Genomic DNA, 18841 nt, shown 5'->3' with positions numbered 1-18841 from the left:
GACGATGAGAAAACAGACAGGCAAGGCTCGCAACGGCGTCATCGCGGCGCTGGATATCGGCACGACCAAGACGACCTGCATCATCACCCGGACGGACGGCGGCGTGGCCCGCGTCATCGGTTCGGGCCTGCATGGCACGCGCGGCGTCAAGGCCGGTACGATCATCGATATGGATGCTGCCGAAAAAGCGATCCTGGCGGCGGTGCAGGAAGCCGAGCAGATGGCAGGCGAGACGATCCAGGGCGTGATCGTCAATATGTCCGGCGGCAATCCTTCGTCGCGCACCATCCTGCACGAGATCCAGATCGACGGCCGCGAGATCGGCGACGACGACATGCGCAAGGTGCTGGAGCACGGCCGCCAGAATCTGGAGCCGTCGGACCGCACCATGCTGCATACCGTGCCGGTGGGCTTTGCCATCGATGGCTCGCGCGGCATCCGCGATCCGCGTGGCATGTATGGCCAGCGCCTGGGCGTCAATATGCATGTCGTCTCGGCAACGACCGGCGCGCTGAAGACCCTGGCGACCGTGGTTGCCCGCTGCCATCTGGAACTCGACGGCGTCGTGACCAGCCCCTATGCGGCAGGGCAGGCGTCGCTGGTCGATGATGAGCGTGAGCTGGGCGTGACCCTGGTCGATATGGGCGGCGGTACCACCACCATCGCCGTCTTCTTCGACGGCAAGGTCGTGCATACCGACAGCGTTCCCATCGGCGGCAACCATGTGACGGCCGATATTGCGCGCGGGCTGTCGACCAGCCTCGCCCATGCCGAACGCATGAAGACGCTTTACGGCGCGGCCCTCGTGACCTCCGCCGATGAGCGCGAGATCATCGAGGTTCCGCTGGTGGGCGAGGATGACCGTCTGTCGGTCAACCATGTCCCGAAATCCATCCTGACCGGCATCATCCAGCCCCGCCTCGAAGAAACCTTCGAGCTGGTGCGCTCGCGCCTGGAAGCCTCGGGCTTCGACAAGGTGGCGGGCCGCCGCGCGGTGCTGACCGGTGGTGCCTCTCAGCTGTCGGGGGTGCGCGATCTCGCGGCCCTGATCCTCGACAAACAAGTTCGCCTCGGCAAGCCCAACGGCCTGGTTGGTCTGCCGAACGATTACGCCGGACCCGCCTTCTGTACGGCGGCGGGGCTGGTCGTCCATGCGATGCAGCCGGTAAGCCTGCCGTCTCGTCGCAGCAAGCCGCAGAAAGCGGCGTCGACCGGCCTGTTCGGCCGATTCGGTGGCTGGTTGAAGGAGAACTTCTAGCCACCGACAAGACTACCCGTTTGGTTCCCACCTTTCGGTAAAACGGTTCCTATTTTGAGCACGAGCGGAGGATTAACCCATGAGCCTATCGATCAGCGTTCCCAACGCCGCCGATCCTGAACTGCGTCCGCGCATCACCGTCATCGGTGTTGGTGGCGCTGGCGGCAATGCCGTCAACAACATGATCCGATCGAACCTCCATGGCGTCGACTTTGTCGTCACCAATACTGACGCACAGGCCCTGAGCCATAATCTGTCGTCCAAGCGCATTCAGCTTGGCTCGCAACTGACCCGCGGTCTTGGCGCCGGTGCCAAGCCGGAAGTGGGTCGCGATGCGGCCGAGGAAGCCCTTGAGGACATCCTGGAGCAGATCACCGGCTCCAACATGGTCTTCATCGCTGCCGGTATGGGCGGCGGCACGGGTACGGGTGCGGCTCCGGTCATCGCCCGGGCAGCGCGTGAGCGCGGTATCCTGACCGTCGGCGTGGTGACCAAGCCTTTCCACTTCGAAGGCGCCAACCGCATGCGTCTGGCCGAGAATGGCATTCTCGACCTGCAGCAGTATGTCGACACCCTGATCGTTATCCCGAACCAGAATCTGTTCCGTCTGGCCAACGAGCGCACCACCTTCGCCGATGCCTTCCGCCTCGCTGATGATGTGCTGCATGCCGGTGTGCGCGGCGTGACCGATCTCATGATGATGCCCGGCCTCGTCAACCTCGACTTCGCCGATATCCGCACCGTCATGAGCGAAATGGGCAAGGCGATGATGGGCACGGGCGAAGCGACCGGCGACCGCCGTGCGCTGGATGCCGCCGAAGCCGCCATCAGCAACCCGCTGCTGGACGATACCTCGATGAAGGGCGCCCGTGGCGTTCTGATCAACATCACCGGCGGCCTCGACATGACCCTGTTCGAAGTCGACGAAGCGGCCAACCGCATCCGCGACGAAGTCGATCCCGAAGCCCAGATCATCTTCGGTTCGACGTTCGACGAGTCCATGGACGGCCGCATCCGCGTGTCGGTCGTGGCAACGGGTATCGATGCCGAATCGATGGCCGAGCCGCGCAAGCCGCAGATCAGCCTCGTCACCGACCGTGGTCAGCCCGCCTTCGTGCCGTCGGCTCCGGCCGCCCCCTCGTCGGCTCCGACCGCTGGTGGCAGCTACACGGCAGCGCCGCTGTCGGCTGGCTATGGTCCGGCCACCTCGGTGGGTGCTCCTCTGATGACGGCTGCTCCGGCGGCCCCGTCGATGAGCACGGCTTCGGCTCCGTCGATGTCGTCCGCTCCGGTCATGTCTTCGACCCAGGTTGCTGAACGTGGCACCTATATGACCCATGGCAACGCCGCTCTGGCCGAACCGGTCGTCATGGCCCAGCCGATCACCACCCCGGTGACCGCGCCTGCCGCCAAGACCGAAACCGTCCGCGCGCCGATGCCCAGCGTTGAAGATGCCTTCATGGCCCCCAAGCCCATCGAAGCTGCCAGCCAGCCGCAGATTGCTACCCCGACCGCTCCGCGTTCGGCCATGCCTTCTGCTCCGGCTGCTGCTCCGAAGGTCGATCAAGCTGCTCCCGGCGGTCTGTTCGCACGTTTCACCAACCCGTTTGGCCGTGACCAGGGCGCTGCGCCCGCCGTCAAGACCGAACCGGAGATGAACGTTCCGACCATGACCGCCCCGGCTGCTGAAACGGCAGCTCCGGCCGCGGTTCGCATGACGGTCGCCAGCGAAGGCAATCGGGATGAATCGGATCTCGATATCCCCGCCTTCCTGCGTCGCCAGGCTAACTGAGGCCTTATGGCGTAAAATCCGACGGCAGGTGCGTTAGCGCCTGCCACCCGGTACCGCACCTCGCCAGGACGGGAGCTCCTCCGCTCTCTCCCGTCTGGCGGGGCGGTTGCTTTTGTATATTTGGCCTATCGCGCTTTGCGCTACTTGAGGCCGGGTTTGCGTTGGCCTATCGCTTCGCTACTTGAGGCCGGTTTGATCTCCCCAGCGGCCATTGAGGCCGCGGCCAAGGCCGCGGATGCAGCCGCCCGGCGAGGGACAAACCTTGTAATAGTCGGTAACAAAGAGTGATTCGAAGTTGGACGTGAAACCGCGTATTCCGTAGTCATTCCAATAGTTCCCGCGCGATCTTTCCCATGGTCGGCGGCGACAAGCAGGTGACAGCGTGATGAGTGATCGGCAGCGCAGGATGAGCGGTAATGTGACGGCAGCGGCGCAGGATGTGTCGACGTCCGTCCGTCAGCGCACGCTCCGCAACCCGGTCCAGTGCAACGGTGTCGGTCTGCATAGCGGTCAGCCCGTCAATATGACTCTGCTGCCTGCCGCTCCGAATACGGGCATTGTCTTCCGCCGCACGGATGTGGCCGCCGATCTGGGCGTTTTCCCGGCGCGCTGGGATGTGGTCGCCAAGACCATGCATGCGACCCTGCTGCAGAACGAGCATGGCACCACCCTTTCGACCGTCGAGCATCTGATGGCCGCGCTGGCAGGCCTGGGGATCGACAATGTCACGGTGCTGGTCGACGGGCCGGAACTCCCCATCATGGATGGCAGTTCGGAGCCCTTCGTGTTTCTGATGGATCTTGCCGGGATCGTCGAGCAGAACGCGCCGCGCCGTTATCTCAAGATCCTGCGTCCGGTCGAAGTGACCGTCGGCAATAAACACGCCGTCATCCTGCCCTCGGATGCTTTCGAGATTGAATGCTCCATCGACTTTGATGCCTCGGCCATTGCCCAGCAGTCGGCTACGGTTACGGTCAATGAGACCAGTTTCCGCAATGATATCGCCCGCGCCCGCACCTTCGTGCGTCTGGCTGAGGTGGATGCCCTGAAGGCGCATGGGCTTGCCAAGGGCGGTTCGTTGGATAATGCCGTTGTCGTCGATGATGCCGCGGTTCTGAACCCGGAAGGCCTGCGCTTCTTGGACGAGTTCGTCCGCCACAAGGTTCTGGATTGCATCGGCGACTTCGCCCTGGCCGGTTCGCAGATCCTGGGTCGTCTCGTCGCTGCCCGCACGGGCCATGCTCTTAATAATGCGCTGGTGCGCGCGATCTTCGCTGACGCTGCGAATTACACCTATCTCGAACAGCCCGCGGCCTTCGGCGCGCCGATGATGATCGACCTTCCGGCAGTCGCCGCCGTCGCCTGACGCCTTTCCGGCTTCAATGCCGGGAACCAAGGGTGGGTTTGCTCTCCGAACAAGCGGGAGCGCCCACCCTTTTTATTTGACCTACCGCTTCGCTGCTTGAGCGTTTTTACCTGGGCCTACCGCTTTGCTGCTTGAGGCCGGGTTCCCTTTAAGCATTGCGTTCATCGCCCGCTTGGATAAGGTCGCGGCCTTGAAGTCGCGCTTATCTGCCGAGGCCCCGATGGCATCCCCACTTTTTCGTCTATTCCGTTACGCCCGTCCGCATCGGGGCAAAATCGCCTGGGCGATGTTCTGTTCCTTCACCAACAAGATCTGCGATATCGCGCCGGAAGTGCTGATCGGTGTGGCGGTGGATGTGGTGGTGCGCGGCGAGAAGAGTTACCTCGGGCAGATGGGCTTCACGGCGGCCTTCGATCAGATGGCGCTGCTGGGCATCCTGACGTTCCTGATCTGGGGTGGTGAGTCGCTGTTCGAGTATCTCTATGAGACCGCGTGGCGTAACCTTGCCCAGACCATCCAGCACGAATTGCGCCTTGATGCCTATGCCCATGCGCAGACGCTGGATATGGCCTATTTCGAGGATAGGTCCACGGGCACCCTGACATCTATCATGAATGATGATGTCAATCAGTTGGAGCGCTTCCTGGACCGAGGTGCAAACCAAATCATTCAGGTGACGACGGCTTTTTTGGGGGTGGGAGCGATCTTCTTCGCCCTGCAGCCGACGATTGCCTTGCTGTCTCTGATCCCGGTGCCGATCATCATCGCGGGCAGTTTCTATTTCCAAACCAAGGCCGAACCGCTCTATGCGGATGTTCGCGAACGCGCGGGCGCCATCGCAGGTCGTCTGGCGGGCAACCTCGCCGGGATCGCTGTGATCAAGAGCTATACGGCCGAAGCCCTCGAAGTGAAGAAGCTGGCCGAGGAAAGCGACGGGTATCGTGCCGCTAACGGCCGGGCTATTCGGATCTCTTCTGCCTTCATTCCCTTGATCCGCATGGCGATTCTGGCGGGTTTCCTGGTGACGCTGGTCTATGGGGGCTATCTGACCTTGAGCGGTCAGTTGGCGGTCGGTGCCTATTCGGTGATGGTGTTCCTGACACAGCGTCTGTTGTGGCCGATGACGGAACTTGCCCAGGTGTTCGATCTCTACCAGCGCGCCATGGCCTCCACCCGGCGTGTCCTGGATCTGCTCGACACCCCAGCGTCGGAAAAGACGGCCGGGCAGGCTTTCGATCGTGCAGCCTGCAAAGGCGCAATTCATTTCGATAACGTATCATTTGCCTATGCCGGGCGAGAGCGGGTCGTCACAGAGGTCAGTGCCACGATTCCGGCGGGGACGACGGCTGCTTTCATCGGTACCACGGGATCGGGCAAAAGTACGCTCGCCAAGCTGCTGATGCGGTTCTATCACCCTTCGCATGGGCGGATCATGCTGGACGGTCAGGATATTGCCGGACTGTCGGTGAGCGATCTGCGGTCGAGCATCGGCTTCGTGTCCCAGGATGTCTTCCTATTCGACGGCACGATTGCCGAGAATATCGCCTATGGCCGTCCTGGCGCCGCGGCAGAGGATGTGGAGCGCGCTGCAAAACTGGCAGAAGCGCATGAATTCATCACAGGTCTGCCGGATGGCTATGGCACAGCGGTCGGCGAACGCGGGCAGAAGCTGTCGGGTGGCCAACGGCAGCGCATCAGCCTCGCCCGCGCGATTCTGAAGGATGCGCCGATCCTGATCCTGGATGAAGCCACCTCGGCCGTGGATAACGACACCGAAGCGGCGATCCAGCGGTCATTGGAGACTGTCGGGGTGGGGCGCACGGTGCTGGTGATCGCCCATCGCCTGACCACCATCCGCAATGCCGATCAGGTCTTCACCATCGAAAGCGGTCGCATCACCAGTGTGATGAGCCGGGCGGAGTGGGCGGCCCAGGCCGACGCGCAGGTTTAGAGCCTTTGTGTTGGCCTACCGCTTCGCTGCTTGAGGCCGTTTATGCCTTTAAGGTCGGCTTCCTGAACCAGAACCACAGCAGCCCGGCCAACTCCAGCGCCACCATAAGGCCCAGCGCCATGCGGTGAGCGTCCGGGGTGGCACGGCCACCCGGTAGGGGACCGAGCAGATCGAGCAGGGAACCGACGCCGCTCTGCATCACGAAGGCGGCGAGGAAGGCCAACAGGTTGATCGCGGTATTGCTGCGCCCGGACAGATGCAGCGGCAGGTTCAGCGACATCACGGCATAGACCGAGGAGCAGGCCGTCCCCAGGTAGCCGAACAGGAACCAGGCCGCGACGGGCGGGATCGGGGCGCCCGCGACGATCAGGACCTGGAGCGCGATGAACAGCATCATCCCGCCAACGCCCACCATCATCGGCGGCACGCCTCGCTTGCCGAGTTGATCCGCGATCACGCCGATCGAGAGGAAGCCCAGGCTCATGGCGGTGGCGGCGAGCAGCACGGCATCCGCGGCATCACGCGGGCTGAGGCCATTGACGTCGCGCAGCCAAGCGCCTGTCCAAAGTGAGAGGTAGGAGAGGAAAACGCCCTGCGCCATGCTGGTCAGCGGCGCGAGCCGGATGAAAATCGGGGCTTTGAAGACCGCGACGATCCCTTCCAGCGCTTCGCCCAGGCTTTGCCCTGCCTTCGGAGCCGGATCCTTTGGTGCGCCCAGGAAGATCGCTGCGGAGACGCCGATAGTGGCGGCGGTCAGCAGGGCAAACACCCCGCGCCAGTCGGTCATCTCCAGCGCCATCTCGACCGGCGTTGCGGCGGCGATGGCCCCCAACCCGCCAGAGACCATGAAGAGCCCGTTGAACAGCGGCAGCCGTTCGCGCGGGAACCAGACCACCAGTGCCTTGAAACCCGCCATCAGACAGCCTGAAACGCCAAAGCCGATCAGGGCGCGGGCCAGGGTCAGGGCCACAAGACTATGGCCGACGGCAAAGAGGCCGGCGCCCAGGGCGGCGATCAGCAGCAGGGCGGCCTGTACCCGGCGCGGACCGTAGCGGTCGAGCAGAATGCCGAGCGGCAGTTGGAAGGCGGCGAAAGCGATGAAATAGGCGCCGGTCAGAATGCCGAGGTCGCCCGCCTCAAGCCCCAGTTCCGAGGCAAGGTAAGGGGAAAGCACCGCATTGACGGTACGATAGACGTATGAAAGGAAATAACCGGCAGCAAAGACCAGAAATAAACGGGTCTTGAGGCCAGCAGTTGCGATTCGTGTCTCGCCGGGGAGTGTGCCCGAACTCACTTCCGCCGGAACTGGTCGAGGAAGACCACGTCGCCGCTACCAGCGGGTTTGTCGTCGCCGGGCTTATCTGACTTCTTGGCAGCGGGCAGGGGCGTGGGCTCGGAGGCGCCTTCTTCGAGCTCCAGCATCTCGCCTTCTTCCTCGTCATCCTCATTACCGTCTTCGCCCGCCTCGGTTTCCTGCTGGAACTGCAGGCCGAACTGGGCAGCGGGATCGGCAAAGGCCGTGATAGCGGGGAAAGGGATCACCAGCTTCTCGTGTACATCGTTGAAGCTGAGAGTGATGGTGAACATGTCCGTCGTGACTTCCAGGCCCCAGAACTGGTGCTGGATGACGATGGTCATCTCCTCGGGATATTTCGCCCGCAGGTGATCGGGCACGATCACGCCTTCGGCGTCGGTGCGGAAGGTGACATAGAAGTGATGGTTACCCGGCAGGCCCGTGGCGGCAACCATCCGCAATGTCCGACGAACGACGCCCCGCAATGCCTCTTCGATCATCTGGTCGTAGCGGAGCATATTCGTCGGCATCCTTAGTCCCTTCGTAAAACCAGTGGGGGGCGTTCTGTTGCCCGGCCGCCCCCCGAGCCGCGCGTTCTGCTTAGCCGTTAGGCGGCAGCGCGGAGTGCAACGTTGTCGTTGGCACTTCTGAGTGTGGCCCGATGACGGTGGTACCATGCCGAGCGAAAACTATATCTTTACCACGCACGTCGATCCTGTTTCGCCCCCATCGAAGAAGAATGGTGGAGGCGCCGGGTACCGCCCCCGGGTCCGTAACGCTTATTCCATACAGCGTTTATCGCCATAGTCGGTTGCCCGACACTTCGGAATATAGGGAGCCTCACCGCCGGGTGCAAACGGGAACTACACCAGGGGGTGCGGAAGGCCGATTGCACGCGGATGGTTGACCGGGCATAAAGGCGCGTCCGTATCTCCCCGAAGGTGACCCGATGTCCTTGACGCCCGAGCAGAAAGCCGAAATCGAAGCCGCCCGCGCCCAGCGTGCGGAAACCCGCCGCGTCACGGTGCCGGGCATCGAAGAGATGCTCTACGAGCCGTTGCCGGTGCTCGATCACGGCTTCGTGCGGGTCATCGATTATATGGGCGATGACAGTGCGGTCGTGCAGGCGGCACGTGTTTCCTATGGTCGCGGCACCAAGAAGGTGTCTGAGGACAAGGGGCTCATCAATTATCTGATGCGCCATCGTCACACGACGCCCTTCGAAATGTGCGAGATCAAATATCACGTGAAGCTGCCGATCTTCATCGCGCGCCAGTGGATCCGCCATCGCACGGCCAACGTGAATGAATATTCGGCCCGCTATTCGATCCTCGACAAGGAATTCTATATCCCCGCCGCCGAGAATATGGCGGCCCAGTCGGTGAATAACCGCCAGGGACGCGGCCAGGTTCTCTCCGGCCCCGAGGCCCAGCAGGTCATGGATCTGCTGCGCGAGGATGCGGAAAAGACCTATCGCTCCTATGAATGGATGCTGAACGAGGGTGAAAACGGCGAACCGGCCGATCCCAACCGCCAGGGTCTGGCCCGCGAGCTTGCCCGCATGAATCTGACGCTCAATACCTATACCCAGTGGTATTGGAAGGTCGATCTGCACAATCTGCTCGGCTTCCTGTCCCTGCGTGCCGACAGCCATGCGCAGTTCGAGATCCGCGCCTATGCCGACGCCATGCTGAAGACGGTGGAAGCCTGGGTTCCCTATTGCTATGCCGCCTTCAAGGACTATCGCCAGGGTGCGATGACCCTGTCGGCCGGGATGATGGGCGTCGTGAAGAAGCTGGTCGACGGTCAGCCGGTAGATCAGGCGTCGAGCGGGCTTTCGAAGCGTGAATGGATCGAACTGATGGCTGCCCTTGGCCGGGATGCTTGATCCTGCGTTGGCGGCGGCTTTTGCCGCCACCTCCTATGAATTCCGCCTCGACCGCACGGTCTATGCCCTGCGGCTCGGCAAACCATGTCCGCCGCTCGATGCGGCCTTGACCCGGATGCGGGCGGATAGCATCACCTGCATCTCCGCGCATAATCCCGGCGCTGCCCGGGTGAGCGATGCCGAGAACAAGGCAGCGCTTGCCGGGCTGTGGGCGCAGATGGAAATCAGCGAGTGGCAGGCGTTCAAGCACGTCGGCCGCCCGGATGAAGACGCAGGCTGGCCCGCCGAAGAAGGCGTCGCAATCCTCGATATCCCCCTGGATCAAGCGGGTGAGGTTGCGCGCCTCTGGCGCCAACTGGCCTTTGTCACCTACCGACGGGGCGATGTGGCCCGGCTGGTCTTCAGCACCGATCTCACCACTCTTTATTAAACAGCCCTTGACGGTGAAATAACGCGGTGTCATCCTCTCTCATCTGACATGTCAGATGAATGGATTAGAGATGTCGTCGCAGATCGTATCGCTGGAAGAGAATGTCGAACGCCTGAGCGACCGCGCCTATGAAGCGGTTCGCCATGCGATTCTGACCTGCGCGCTGCCACCTGCTGCGGCAATCAGCGAGGCGCAGCTGGCGCGCGATTTCAACTTCGGCAAGGCGCCGATCCGCGCGGCGCTTGCCCGTCTGGCGCAGGATCGTCTGGTCACCGCCCAGGCCCGCAAGGGCTGGCGCGTGGCGCCGGTCACCCTGCGCGATGTCCGCGATATCTTCGAGCTGCGCGAACTGTTGGAGGCCGAAGCGGCACGTCTGGCCGCGGGACAGGTCGATGCGGCGGAACTCTCGCGCCTCGATAAGGCCTGCGCCATCTCCTATGTCCCCGGCGATGCCGATAGCGCTGAGCGCTTCCTTGCGACCAACCGCGAATTTCATCTTGCTATCGCCCGCCGGGCGGGGAATGGGCGCCTGGAAGCGGCGCTCGAACAATTGCTGCGGGAAAGTGAGCGGCTGCTGCACATCGGCCTCGCCCTGCGCGACCGCACCGAAGAAATCTGCCACGAACACGAGGAACTGATCGACGCGCTGGTAAGCGGCGACAGCGCCGGTGCTGCCCGTATCGCGGCGGCGCAGGTGCGTGAAGCCCATGCCATGGTGCGCGACGCGATCCTTGCCTCAGACCATGTCACCGACCTGCCGATCCGCCTGGAGCGACGCCCATGAACATGATGATCTCGACCCTCAATCCCGTCCTGCTTGGTCTGATCGCGGATGTCGATGCCATGGTCACGGCAGATGAAAGCTGTCTGGAGCGTCGGATCGCGGACCGGCTGAAGCCGATTCTGTCGACCCCAGGCCTGCTGCGCGGCGCCTCGATCCAGTTCCGCCAGGAAGACTATACGCTGAACGTCCTCTACAGCGATCCCGCAGGCCGGTGGGCTATTGCGGCGGTGGCCTGGTTGCCGGGGCAGAAAAGTTCAATCCACGACCATCAGACCTGGTGCGCCTTCGGTGTCTATGAAGGCGAAGCGGTAGAGGAATATTTCTGCGCGACGGACGGTACCGCCACCCACTGCGGCCAACGCGCCCTGCCGACGGGCGCCACTGGTTTTGCCGGTGCGTCCTGCGATAACCGGCAGGCGGCCATTCACCGTTTGGGAAATCATGGGGAACAACCGCTTGTGTCGCTCCATGTCTATGGATGCGATCTCGGGCGGGGCGCCAGCAGCGTCGCGACCAAGTTTGACTCTTGATTCGATTGACTCTTTTCGCTCAGACTCGCTTGTGGTAATACGAAAGCAACACCACAAGGGGTAGAGGACCCGTGCCAAGCTATCGGGCGAGCGAACAGTTGGGTCAATTCACCCTGTTTCCTGGTCTGGGAACGCGCAGCGATGTCGCGATCCCCGAACTGGCGAAGACGGTGTCGCTGACCCTCTCTCTGCCCCGAGCCGATAAGCTGCGCCTGGAACGGCTGGCGCGCGATAAAGGCGAAACGCCGGCTCGCCTCGTTCAATCGGCCATGATGCTGGCGAGTTCAGAGATCTTTGCAGGACTACCGCCGCTTCTGGCGGGTGATGCGCAACTGAAGCTGCGTCTGCCGGTCGACATATCCGAAGAGGATGCGCGGAGCGCTGTGGCCTTGGTGTTGGCGCTTGCCGATGGTTCCCTGGGCAAAGCGCCTGCCAAGCCCGATGCTGACCGGATCCTTGAGGCGCGCGACGCTGTCGAGCGGCTGGCTTTCGAGCCCTTGCCAAGCGGTGTGCGCTCTCCCCGGCAGGCGGCCCATGTCATGGGTTTTCCGGGGGAGCTGGGGTTGACCGAGGCGCAAGTCTCGGCGCGCTTTCGCAAGCTCGCCCCAGTCTATCATCCGGATACGGGATTCATCGCAGGCGACCGCCATATGGGGCAACTGATCGAAGCCCGGCGGATCCTGCTTGATTACATGCGCGGTGACTAATTTAAGCGCGTGGGCGACGGGTCGTAAAACCGTCACCGATCATCTTTAAAAAAAGGCCCTGAACCGAACGCGTGTTCGCGCGTTGTACCGACTGACATCTGAACATCAGGGTCAGGGCCGCCGCCCCATCAAAGCGGGCGCGTATAGGGAAAAGAGGCGTAGCGTGAAGACAGAACGGATCCTTTGGGTCACTCCCCAGCACGAAGAATGGCATGTGCAGGAGGGTAACCTCGACCGTCACGAAGCAAGTTTCGACGCCCGGGAAGATGCCGTGGAATGGGCATGCCGGGTCGCACAGTTCCGGGGGCCGGCGGCCGTCCGTGTCCTCGATTATAACGGCAACATCACCGGCCAGTTCTTCTTTGCCCCCGGTGACAATCGCCATGCCCGCCCGCCAGTCGCGGACAAGCGGGACCGGCTTGCCAAAATCGCATAAGGCTTAAGAAGCCTGGGGCGTTCTAATGGGCCGGTCATGACCGGTTCAAACGCCTTTGCCCTGCTGACCCTAGCGCTCGTCGCCAGCCAATATGTCCGCCTGTTGATCGGTGGGCAGGTGATGGCGGCCATCCTGCCGTTTGCGATGGCGGGACTTGTCGTCATGGGGTTGGTGGCCCTGCCGAAGGTCAAGCCCTTGACGCGAGGCCTTGTTGCGGGCCTGACGGCGGTCTCGGTGCTCCTGCTTCTGACGGGATCACCGTTGGAGGCCATACCGGCTGGCCTGACCGATGCCCTCACCTTCGCGGCCTATCTGCCGGTACTTCAGCTGCTGCGCGGCGTCGCGGGCTACCTGCCTGCAATGATGCGGGCCAAGGATCGTTTCGCAACGCTCCCAGCATCGGCGAGCGCTGCTGGCTTTGTGGTTGGCGCCTATGGCGTCGGGATCATCATCACTACCGGCGCCCATGCGGTCCTGGCGCCCTTGCTGCCCGCCAATGCCGACGAAAGAGAACGCCGCCGGGCCGCGCTCGCCTCTCTGCGGGGCGTTAGCCTGACGGCCTTCTGGTCGCCCTTCGCCGTCGCTGTGGCCTTTGGCGCCCATAATGTCCCCAGCGCCCCGGTCTGGCTGATGTTGCTGATGGGGCTGGGGTTTGCGACCATCGGCGTCTTTGTTGCGGTGGCGATGGAAGGCGGAGGGCGCGGGCTGCTGTCCGCTTTGCGCGGTCTGGTGCCGATCCTGCCAGGCACTGTCATCGGGGCGCTGGCCGTCGTGCTGGTCTCGCACCTGACCGGGGTGAGCGGCTTGGACGCGGTTATCCTGGTGATGCCGCCGCTTTCGGTCCTGGCGCTGGCCTTCCAGGCGCGGGCCAGTCTGCGTCCCGCCTTGTCCCAGGTCTGGAAAAATATCGGCCGCCCGTCGGATGAGGCGCTGTTGATGCCGATGGCCCTGGTATTGGGGCGGTTGATCGAAGCGCAGCCGGGACTCGCCTTGTCGCTGGCGCCGTTCCTCCAGGGATTGCCGGTGCCGGTACTGCTGGCAACAGCAATGGCGGCCCTGATCGGCTTCGGCATGATCGGGCTGCATCCGATGGTGTCGGCCGCCAGCATCGTGGCGCTGTTCGCAGGCATGCCGGGGGCGGTCTCCCAGATTGCATTGCTGCAGGCCATCCTGATTGCCTGGGGCTTTGCGACGATGCTGTCGCCGTCGGGCGTGACTCTGATCGTCGCAGCGCTGGCCTATCGGGTGCCCTATCCGCAGCTTTCTTTCAGCAAGAATATCCTGTTCGCGGTGATCGTCTGCACGATTGCCGTCATCTGCCTCAGCCTGCTGGACCCGGTTGTTCGTACACTGGCCCTGTAACAGGGATCGGGGCATAGTTTGCCCTAGGGAGCATCAGGATAAGGAACCAGGACCCATGAACGAGGATACGGCTGCCGTCGTTGCCGAGTTGCGCGCTCTTACCGATGCCATCCAGGGGCTGCGCCGCGATGTGAAGCAGGCGGCGGCGTGTGTGGCATCGGCCAGTCTGATCGCTGTCGATGCCTCCCGGTCAGAGGTGTTCGCGGTCTATATGGACGACGAACTGATGAAGGTTGCCGACCGAATGGTCAAGGCGATGAACAAGGCGTCGGGCGACTAAGCGACCGACAGATCGGACAAGAAAAAAGCCGCTGATCGCTCAGCGGCTTTCTCATTGGATCCCTTGCGGGATTAGTTGGCGGCGAGCTGAACGCCCAGCATCGCCGGGGTCAGACGGCCGGTTGCCATCAGAACCCGGTAGGAGGCCTTGCGCGAGTCGAAGGTCGCCTGCAGCAGGTTGATGCGGGCCGTGTAGAGTTCGTTTTCCGCATCCAGAACGTTGATCGCGGTTTCGCGGCCAGCATCGCGCAGGCGACGGCGGGCTTCGAACACTTCGGCAGCAATCGAGACGGCGTTTTCCAGCAGGGCGACGCGCTGGTTTGCGGTCTGCAGTTCGTTCCAGGCGATATCGACTTCTTCGGTCACCTGACGGCGAGCGCTGTCGAACTGATCGCGGGCACCGGCCAGACGATAGCTGGCTTCGGCAACGGCAGCCTGGGTGGCAAAGCCGTTGAAGATGTTCCAGCGGGCGCGGACCAGGGCGGTCAGTTCGGTACGGTAGCCCTTAACGGCTTCGTAATTGTCGGCATATTCGCCGCGCAGTTCCAGGTCAACGCGCGGGAAGTAGTCCGCGCCGGCGGCCTGCTTGCGGCTGGTGGCCATGTCGATCTGGCGGTTCGACGACTGAACCTGCGGATTGTCGTTGATGGCGGCGTTGCGCGCATCGTCGAGGTTCGCGGGCAGCAGGTTCGCCGGAACGCTCGGATCAGCCATCGAGCCAGCGGTCGGGGCCTTGTTGAACAGCTGCTGATAGCGGGCGCTGGCTTCCTGAAGCTGGCCTTCGAACTGCACGCGGCGTTCCTTGGCAAGCTGGAGGCGCGACTTGGCGAACAGCACGTCAATGGCGATACCGGCACCGCGCTGGACGCGTTCGTCTTCCAGGCTCAGCTGACGCTGGACGGTCGCTTCGTTGGTGCGGGCCAGTTCGACGAGGCGCGCAAATCGCAGCACATCGATATAGGCGCGGGCGCCGTCATAGGTCAGGGTCTGGCGGGTGGTGTCGAGGGCGAGGTCCTGGACAACCTTATTGACCTTGGCTTCGTCGTAGTTCGCTTCGCGGCGCAGGCCGTCGAAGAGGGTCTGGGTCACGGTCAGCGAGAGGGTATCACCCCATTCGCTGGCGGCCTTACCGTTGCGGGCAGCGCGGAAGCCGGGGCTGGAGATCTGGTCCCAGCCAGCCTGCAGCTGGGTGTCGACGCGCGGCAGATACGCTGCGAATGCCTGACGGATCTGCTCTTGTGCACCAGAAACCGAGTTGCTGGCAGCTTTGACCCGGGGATGAGCGGTCAGGAGATAAGAAAGTTCGTCCTGGAGGCTGGCTGCCTGGGCACCAGCGGTAGCAACGAAGAAAGCTGCGGCACCAAGCAGCAACCGGTTCCGGAACGATTTCTGATTCACGCGAGCCCCCACACAATTTCAGTCGTCTAAACGTATGGGATTGATTTATCCTAAAGTTGTTATGATTTAAACGAGATAAATGGCCCTAAGAGGTAAAACGTGTGGTTTATGTGGCGAAATAGCATCGCCCTCGTACTCTTTGGGATCCTTTTAGCCAGCCCTGTTGTGGCGCAGACGGTTTTGGCGCCTGACAGCGAGCCCGCCTTGCAGCTTTTGCGTGATCTTGATGAAGCCGGTGAGCGCCAGAAAATTGCGGCACGGACCGCGCTTGCGTCGTCGCCCAAACTGGCGTCTTTGCTGGCCGCGCGCGAAACTTTTCCTGTCACCGGATCGACGACCGATTGCCTGGCTCAGGTCGAGCCCCGCTGCCTGTTGGCCGAAGCGCTTTCTGCAGCCACCGCGACCGAACCGGCCAAGGCGCGGGATTGGGTCTGGCTCGACCTCGCCGAGGCGCGGCTGGCGCTGGGAGACGGCGAGAACAGCCTGCTTCTGATCAGCCGGCTGGATGATCCGCGGCTCGTCACGGTTCTGGTTGCGGCTTATGCACTCGATCTTGCCGCCGGGGGCGACCCCGATACCGCGCTGACCTGGATCGACGCAATCCCAGATCCCCATAAGCGGATGGAAACCCTGGTGGCGCTGGCAGACGCGGCGTTTCGCCGAGGGGAGCGATCGGGCGGTCTTGTTGCCCTCAAGGGATTGCATGGCTATCTGGATGCCTTGCCAAATGTCGAACTTGGGCTTGCGCCGTGGTTGTCCTGGCGGGCGGCAACGGGGCGCATCGCGGCCCGTATAGGCGAGCCGGTACCGGAGCGTGAGCGGCCGGAGGTGCTGCGCGCTCTGCTGCCCGGCGATCCATCCCCCGCCCTGATCACCGATCTGGCCCGATTGTTCGCGCTGCTGGGGGACCTTACTTCCGCCGAAGCCTTGGCTAAGCCGCTTGGTATCTATCGTGTGAACGCGATCGGCACGGCCATCGCCGGTGATCTAGCGTTACTGGGGCGCTATGCGGAAGCCAATAAGATCGCGGCCGTTCTGCCGGAGGTGCAGGCGGTTAAAGGGGCGCAACTCCGCGTGCGTCTGGCGGAGTTAAAAAATGGTGGATCCTCTGCCGCGTTTCAGGAGGCTGCCGATCTTGTACTCGCGGTCTCCCCCGGTGCCCGTGAGGCTTGGGGACCCGAGTTGGCGCTCAAGGCTGCCGAAGTGGGTGAGTGGGAAATTGCCGAGCGGTTGCTGAACAGCTTTCGCGACGCCTTGGGTCGTATGGCAACGGCCTGGCGCCTGTCGTTGATCGCGCCAACGCCGGAGCGCGCGGCGCATTTCCGCGCGATGGCCGATCAGGCCGCCGATAGCCTGCCGGAAGGCGGCTTGCGGGTGGCGACCTTGGCCCGGATTGCACGAGCCGCGCTGGACGCCGGAGTAACGCCTGCCACGTTGAGCCCCCTCTGGACCCAGGCTCGGCAAGTGGCGGCTGGCGTCCTGTCGCCGGGGCCGCGCGCCCGTGCCTTTGGTCAGCTGGCGCTGCTGGTCAATCTGATCAGCAAACGGCCGGGCGGGACCGATATCCTGAAATAGCGGGCGTCAGCGCCCTTCGTTCAGGACCTGCTTCAGGTATTGACCATAGGGGGTCTTCAGCAGGGGCGCCGCCAGACGTTCGACCTGGGATGCCTCGATCAGGCCGCGCCGGAAGGCGATTTCCTCGATGCAGGCGATCTTGAGGCCCTGGCGTTCCTCGATGGTGCGGACGAACTCGCTGGCTTGGAGCAGCGAGGCATGGGTGCCGGTGTCGAACCAGGCGTAACCGCGCCGCATGATCTCTACCGACAGGCGTCCCTGTTCGAGATAGACGCGAGAGACATCTGTGATCTCCAGCTCGCCCCGGTGCGAGGGCTTGACGGTCTTGGCGATATCGATGACATCGTTGCCGTAGAAATAGAGGCCGGTGACGGCATAGTTGGAGCGTGGCTGGGTTGGCTTTTCCTCGATGGTGATCGCCTGGCCCTTGGCATCGAACTCCACGACGCCATAACGCTCGGGATCAGCCACGTGATAGCCGAACACCGTGCCGCCGCCCTTGGTGTCGACCCGGTGCGAGGCGACCGCCAGCAGCCGTTCAAGCTGATGGCCGTAGTAGATATTGTCGCCCAGGGCCAGGACGACGGTGTCGCGACCGATGAACTTCTCGCCGATCAGGAAGGCCTGGGCGAGGCCTTCGGGCTTGGGCTGTTCGGCATATTCGATGGAAATGCCCCATTGCGAGCCATCCTGGAGCAGGCGCTGGAACAGCGGCGCATCCTGCGGCGTCGTGATGATCAGGATCTCCGTCACCCCTGCCAGCATGAGGGTGGAGAGCGGATAGAAGATCATCGGCTTGTCCCAGATCGGCAGCAGCTGCTTGCTGATGGGAATGGTGACCGGATGCAGTCGGGTGCCGGAGCCCCCAGCCAGAATGATACCCTTCACGCAGGTGTCTCCTTTTCGCGCGCCCAAACCTGGACGGCCTCTGCCAGGGCCGGGCGCCAGTCGGGCTGGGGCAGGCCAAAAAGTTCCGTAGTCTTCGACATATCCAGCACCGACCAGGCCGGTCGGGGGGCTGGGGCCGCAAAGGTCGAGGCGGGGACGGGGGTCACGTCGGGGCGTGCAATGCCCTGCCGTTCCGCTTCGTCCAGCACGGCTGCGGCCAGCGCCAGCCGGTCGGCTATGGGGCCGCCGACATAATGATGCGTGCCGAACAGTCGACTTGAGTCGTCCTGCAAAGCCTGGGCGATCATCGCGATACAGGCGGCGGCGAGATCGGTTGCGGGGGTCGGGCTGCCGGTCTGATCGGACACGACTTTCAGCGGTAGACCGCCGCGTGCCCGATCAAACACCAGCCGGGCGAAGTTTCCTGCCCAGGCCGAGAAGACCCAGGCCGTGCGGACGATCAGATGGCGTCTGCAGGCGGCAGCCACGGCCTGTTCGCCCGCCGCCTTGCTGCGCCCATAGACGCCGAGCGGGCTTAAGGGATGATCGACGGGATAGGGGATGCGCAGGCTGCCGTCGAAGACATAGTCGGTGGAAATATGCAGCAGCAGCGCGCCATGGGCTTCGGCCGCGATGGCGAGGTTGAGCGGGCCGAGCCGATTGGCGGCAAGCGCCCCCTCCGGATCGCTTTCGGCCTTGTCCACATGGGAGAAGGCCGCGGCATTGAGGATCGCAGCGGGCTTGTGCATCTGGCACAGGCTGCAGACGGTCCGGGCGTCGGCGATATCCAGCTGGCGGCGATCCAGGAAGACCGGCGCCAGATCCGCAGGCCAGGAGGCGGCCCGCAAGGCCCGGCCGACCTGCCCGTTTGCACCGACGACAAGAACCGTGGCGACCATGGCG

18 protein-coding genes and 1 other RNA gene are annotated in these 18841 nt (G+C 63.2%); 13 read left to right on the top strand and 6 right to left on the bottom strand.

The genetic code is table 11. The features are described 5' to 3' along the window. Positions 1 to 4: 4 nt before the first annotated feature. The 4 genes from ftsA (at position 5) to ACFSM5_RS11770 (ending at position 6367) form a co-directional block, all read left to right on the top strand. The gene (gene ftsA, locus ACFSM5_RS11785) at positions 5 to 1258 is read left to right on the top strand and encodes a cell division protein FtsA (protein WP_379876592.1); all 1254 of its coding nucleotides are present in this window, start codon (positions 5 to 7) and stop codon (positions 1256 to 1258) included. 79 nt (positions 1259 to 1337) lie between these two features. Then, positions 1338 to 3050 carry a cell division protein FtsZ gene (gene ftsZ, locus ACFSM5_RS11780; protein ID WP_379876591.1) on the top strand — a complete coding sequence of 571 codons (1713 nt, stop codon included), beginning with the start codon at positions 1338 to 1340 and terminating at the stop codon, positions 3048 to 3050. A 385-nt stretch (positions 3051 to 3435) separates the two neighbouring features. Beyond that, complete coding sequence (lpxC, locus tag ACFSM5_RS11775; protein ID WP_379876590.1) at positions 3436 to 4416, top strand: UDP-3-O-acyl-N-acetylglucosamine deacetylase; 981 nt, start codon at positions 3436 to 3438, stop codon at positions 4414 to 4416. A 220-nt stretch (positions 4417 to 4636) separates the two neighbouring features. After that, complete coding sequence (locus ACFSM5_RS11770; protein ID WP_379876589.1) at positions 4637 to 6367, top strand: ABC transporter ATP-binding protein; 1731 nt, start codon at positions 4637 to 4639, stop codon at positions 6365 to 6367. 40 nt (positions 6368 to 6407) lie between these two features. Here ACFSM5_RS11770 and ACFSM5_RS11765 read toward each other — a convergent pair whose 3' ends face one another. The 3 genes from ACFSM5_RS11765 to ssrA form a co-directional block, all read right to left on the bottom strand. Beyond that, positions 6408 to 7661, bottom strand: a complete 1254-nt coding sequence (locus ACFSM5_RS11765; RefSeq protein WP_379876588.1) for an MFS transporter — start codon at positions 7659 to 7661, stop codon at positions 6408 to 6410. Beyond that, on the bottom strand, positions 7658 to 8179 hold the full coding sequence (locus ACFSM5_RS11760) for an SspB family protein (RefSeq protein WP_379876587.1): 522 nt from the start codon (positions 8177 to 8179) through the stop codon (positions 7658 to 7660). The genes ACFSM5_RS11765 and ACFSM5_RS11760 overlap by 4 nt, the downstream gene beginning before the upstream one ends. Before the next feature lie 33 nt (positions 8180 to 8212). Further along, positions 8213 to 8521, bottom strand: a transfer-messenger RNA (tmRNA) gene (gene ssrA / locus ACFSM5_RS11755). Between the two features lie 89 nt (positions 8522 to 8610). On the opposite strand from ssrA, the gene thyX reads away from it, so the two are divergent. From thyX to ACFSM5_RS11715, 8 genes are all read left to right on the top strand, one after another. Beyond that, complete coding sequence (gene thyX / locus ACFSM5_RS11750; protein ID WP_379876586.1) at positions 8611 to 9549, top strand: FAD-dependent thymidylate synthase; 939 nt, start codon at positions 8611 to 8613, stop codon at positions 9547 to 9549. Then, a complete protein-coding gene (locus ACFSM5_RS11745; RefSeq protein WP_379876585.1) occupies positions 9542 to 9979 on the top strand; it encodes a DUF3293 domain-containing protein in 438 nt (145 codons plus the stop codon). The genes thyX and ACFSM5_RS11745 overlap by 8 nt, the downstream gene beginning before the upstream one ends. 70 nt (positions 9980 to 10049) lie before the next feature. Further along, positions 10050 to 10763 (top strand): GntR family transcriptional regulator, encoded by a 714-nt coding sequence (locus ACFSM5_RS11740; RefSeq protein ID WP_379876584.1) that lies wholly within the window; start codon positions 10050 to 10052, stop codon positions 10761 to 10763. Next, the gene (locus ACFSM5_RS11735; RefSeq protein ID WP_379876583.1) at positions 10760 to 11293 is read left to right on the top strand and encodes a cysteine dioxygenase family protein; all 534 of its coding nucleotides are present in this window, start codon (positions 10760 to 10762) and stop codon (positions 11291 to 11293) included. The genes ACFSM5_RS11740 and ACFSM5_RS11735 overlap by 4 nt, the downstream gene beginning before the upstream one ends. Positions 11294 to 11364: 71 nt before the next feature. Continuing rightward, positions 11365 to 12000, top strand: a complete 636-nt coding sequence (locus ACFSM5_RS11730; RefSeq protein WP_379876582.1) for a hypothetical protein — start codon at positions 11365 to 11367, stop codon at positions 11998 to 12000. A 163-nt stretch (positions 12001 to 12163) separates the two neighbouring features. Further along, the gene (locus ACFSM5_RS11725; RefSeq protein WP_379876581.1) at positions 12164 to 12436 is read left to right on the top strand and encodes a DUF2188 domain-containing protein; all 273 of its coding nucleotides are present in this window, start codon (positions 12164 to 12166) and stop codon (positions 12434 to 12436) included. 36 nt (positions 12437 to 12472) lie between these two features. Next, positions 12473 to 13798, top strand: a complete 1326-nt coding sequence (locus ACFSM5_RS11720; RefSeq protein WP_379876580.1) for a hypothetical protein — start codon at positions 12473 to 12475, stop codon at positions 13796 to 13798. 55 nt (positions 13799 to 13853) lie between these two features. Then, positions 13854 to 14078: a hypothetical protein gene (locus ACFSM5_RS11715; protein ID WP_379876579.1), complete on the top strand. Its 225-nt coding sequence runs from the start codon at positions 13854 to 13856 to the stop codon at positions 14076 to 14078. A 71-nt stretch (positions 14079 to 14149) separates the two neighbouring features. Here the strand turns inward: ACFSM5_RS11715 and ACFSM5_RS11710 are convergent, their stop codons facing one another. Further along, on the bottom strand, positions 14150 to 15475 hold the full coding sequence (locus tag ACFSM5_RS11710; protein WP_379876578.1) for a TolC family outer membrane protein: 1326 nt from the start codon (positions 15473 to 15475) through the stop codon (positions 14150 to 14152). 204 nt (positions 15476 to 15679) lie between these two features. Between ACFSM5_RS11710 and ACFSM5_RS11705 the strand changes: the two genes are divergently transcribed. Next, positions 15680 to 17050: a hypothetical protein gene (locus ACFSM5_RS11705; protein ID WP_379876577.1), complete on the top strand. Its 1371-nt coding sequence runs from the start codon at positions 15680 to 15682 to the stop codon at positions 17048 to 17050. Between the two features lie 6 nt (positions 17051 to 17056). On the opposite strand, the gene rfbA is transcribed toward ACFSM5_RS11705, so the two are convergent. Next, the gene (gene rfbA / locus ACFSM5_RS11700) at positions 17057 to 17938 is read right to left on the bottom strand and encodes a glucose-1-phosphate thymidylyltransferase RfbA (protein ID WP_379876576.1); all 882 of its coding nucleotides are present in this window, start codon (positions 17936 to 17938) and stop codon (positions 17057 to 17059) included. Beyond that, positions 17935 to 18837 (bottom strand): dTDP-4-dehydrorhamnose reductase, encoded by a 903-nt coding sequence (gene rfbD, locus ACFSM5_RS11695; RefSeq protein WP_379876575.1) that lies wholly within the window; start codon positions 18835 to 18837, stop codon positions 17935 to 17937. Before rfbD ends, rfbA begins: the two co-directional genes overlap by 4 nt. Positions 18838 to 18841 lie beyond the last annotated feature (4 nt).

It is taken from the genome of Lacibacterium aquatile (assembly GCF_042683105.1).
Lineage (GTDB): Bacteria > Pseudomonadota > Alphaproteobacteria > Elsterales > Elsteraceae > Lacibacterium > Lacibacterium aquatile.
This window is presented reverse-complemented; position numbering and strand designations above follow the sequence as displayed.

Excerpts from the sequence above, each read along its gene's own strand:
- ftsA (WP_379876592.1), top strand. The coding sequence starts at position 5 with ATGAGAAAACAGACAGGCAAGGCTCGCAACGGCGTCATCGCGGCGCTG.
- ftsZ (WP_379876591.1), top strand. The coding sequence starts at position 1,338 with ATGAGCCTATCGATCAGCGTTCCCAACGCCGCCGATCCTGAACTGCGT.
- lpxC (WP_379876590.1), top strand. The coding sequence starts at position 3,436 with ATGAGTGATCGGCAGCGCAGGATGAGCGGTAATGTGACGGCAGCGGCG.
- ACFSM5_RS11770 (WP_379876589.1), top strand. The coding sequence starts at position 4,637 with ATGGCATCCCCACTTTTTCGTCTATTCCGTTACGCCCGTCCGCATCGG.
- ACFSM5_RS11760 (WP_379876587.1), bottom strand. The coding sequence starts at position 8,179 with ATGCTCCGCTACGACCAGATGATCGAAGAGGCATTGCGGGGCGTCGTT.
- thyX (WP_379876586.1), top strand. The coding sequence starts at position 8,611 with ATGTCCTTGACGCCCGAGCAGAAAGCCGAAATCGAAGCCGCCCGCGCC.
- ACFSM5_RS11745 (WP_379876585.1), top strand. The coding sequence starts at position 9,542 with ATGCTTGATCCTGCGTTGGCGGCGGCTTTTGCCGCCACCTCCTATGAA.
- ACFSM5_RS11740 (WP_379876584.1), top strand. The coding sequence starts at position 10,050 with ATGTCGTCGCAGATCGTATCGCTGGAAGAGAATGTCGAACGCCTGAGC.
- ACFSM5_RS11735 (WP_379876583.1), top strand. The coding sequence starts at position 10,760 with ATGAACATGATGATCTCGACCCTCAATCCCGTCCTGCTTGGTCTGATC.
- ACFSM5_RS11720 (WP_379876580.1), top strand. The coding sequence starts at position 12,473 with ATGACCGGTTCAAACGCCTTTGCCCTGCTGACCCTAGCGCTCGTCGCC.
- ACFSM5_RS11715 (WP_379876579.1), top strand. The coding sequence starts at position 13,854 with ATGAACGAGGATACGGCTGCCGTCGTTGCCGAGTTGCGCGCTCTTACC.
- rfbD (WP_379876575.1), bottom strand. The coding sequence starts at position 18,837 with ATGGTCGCCACGGTTCTTGTCGTCGGTGCAAACGGGCAGGTCGGCCGG.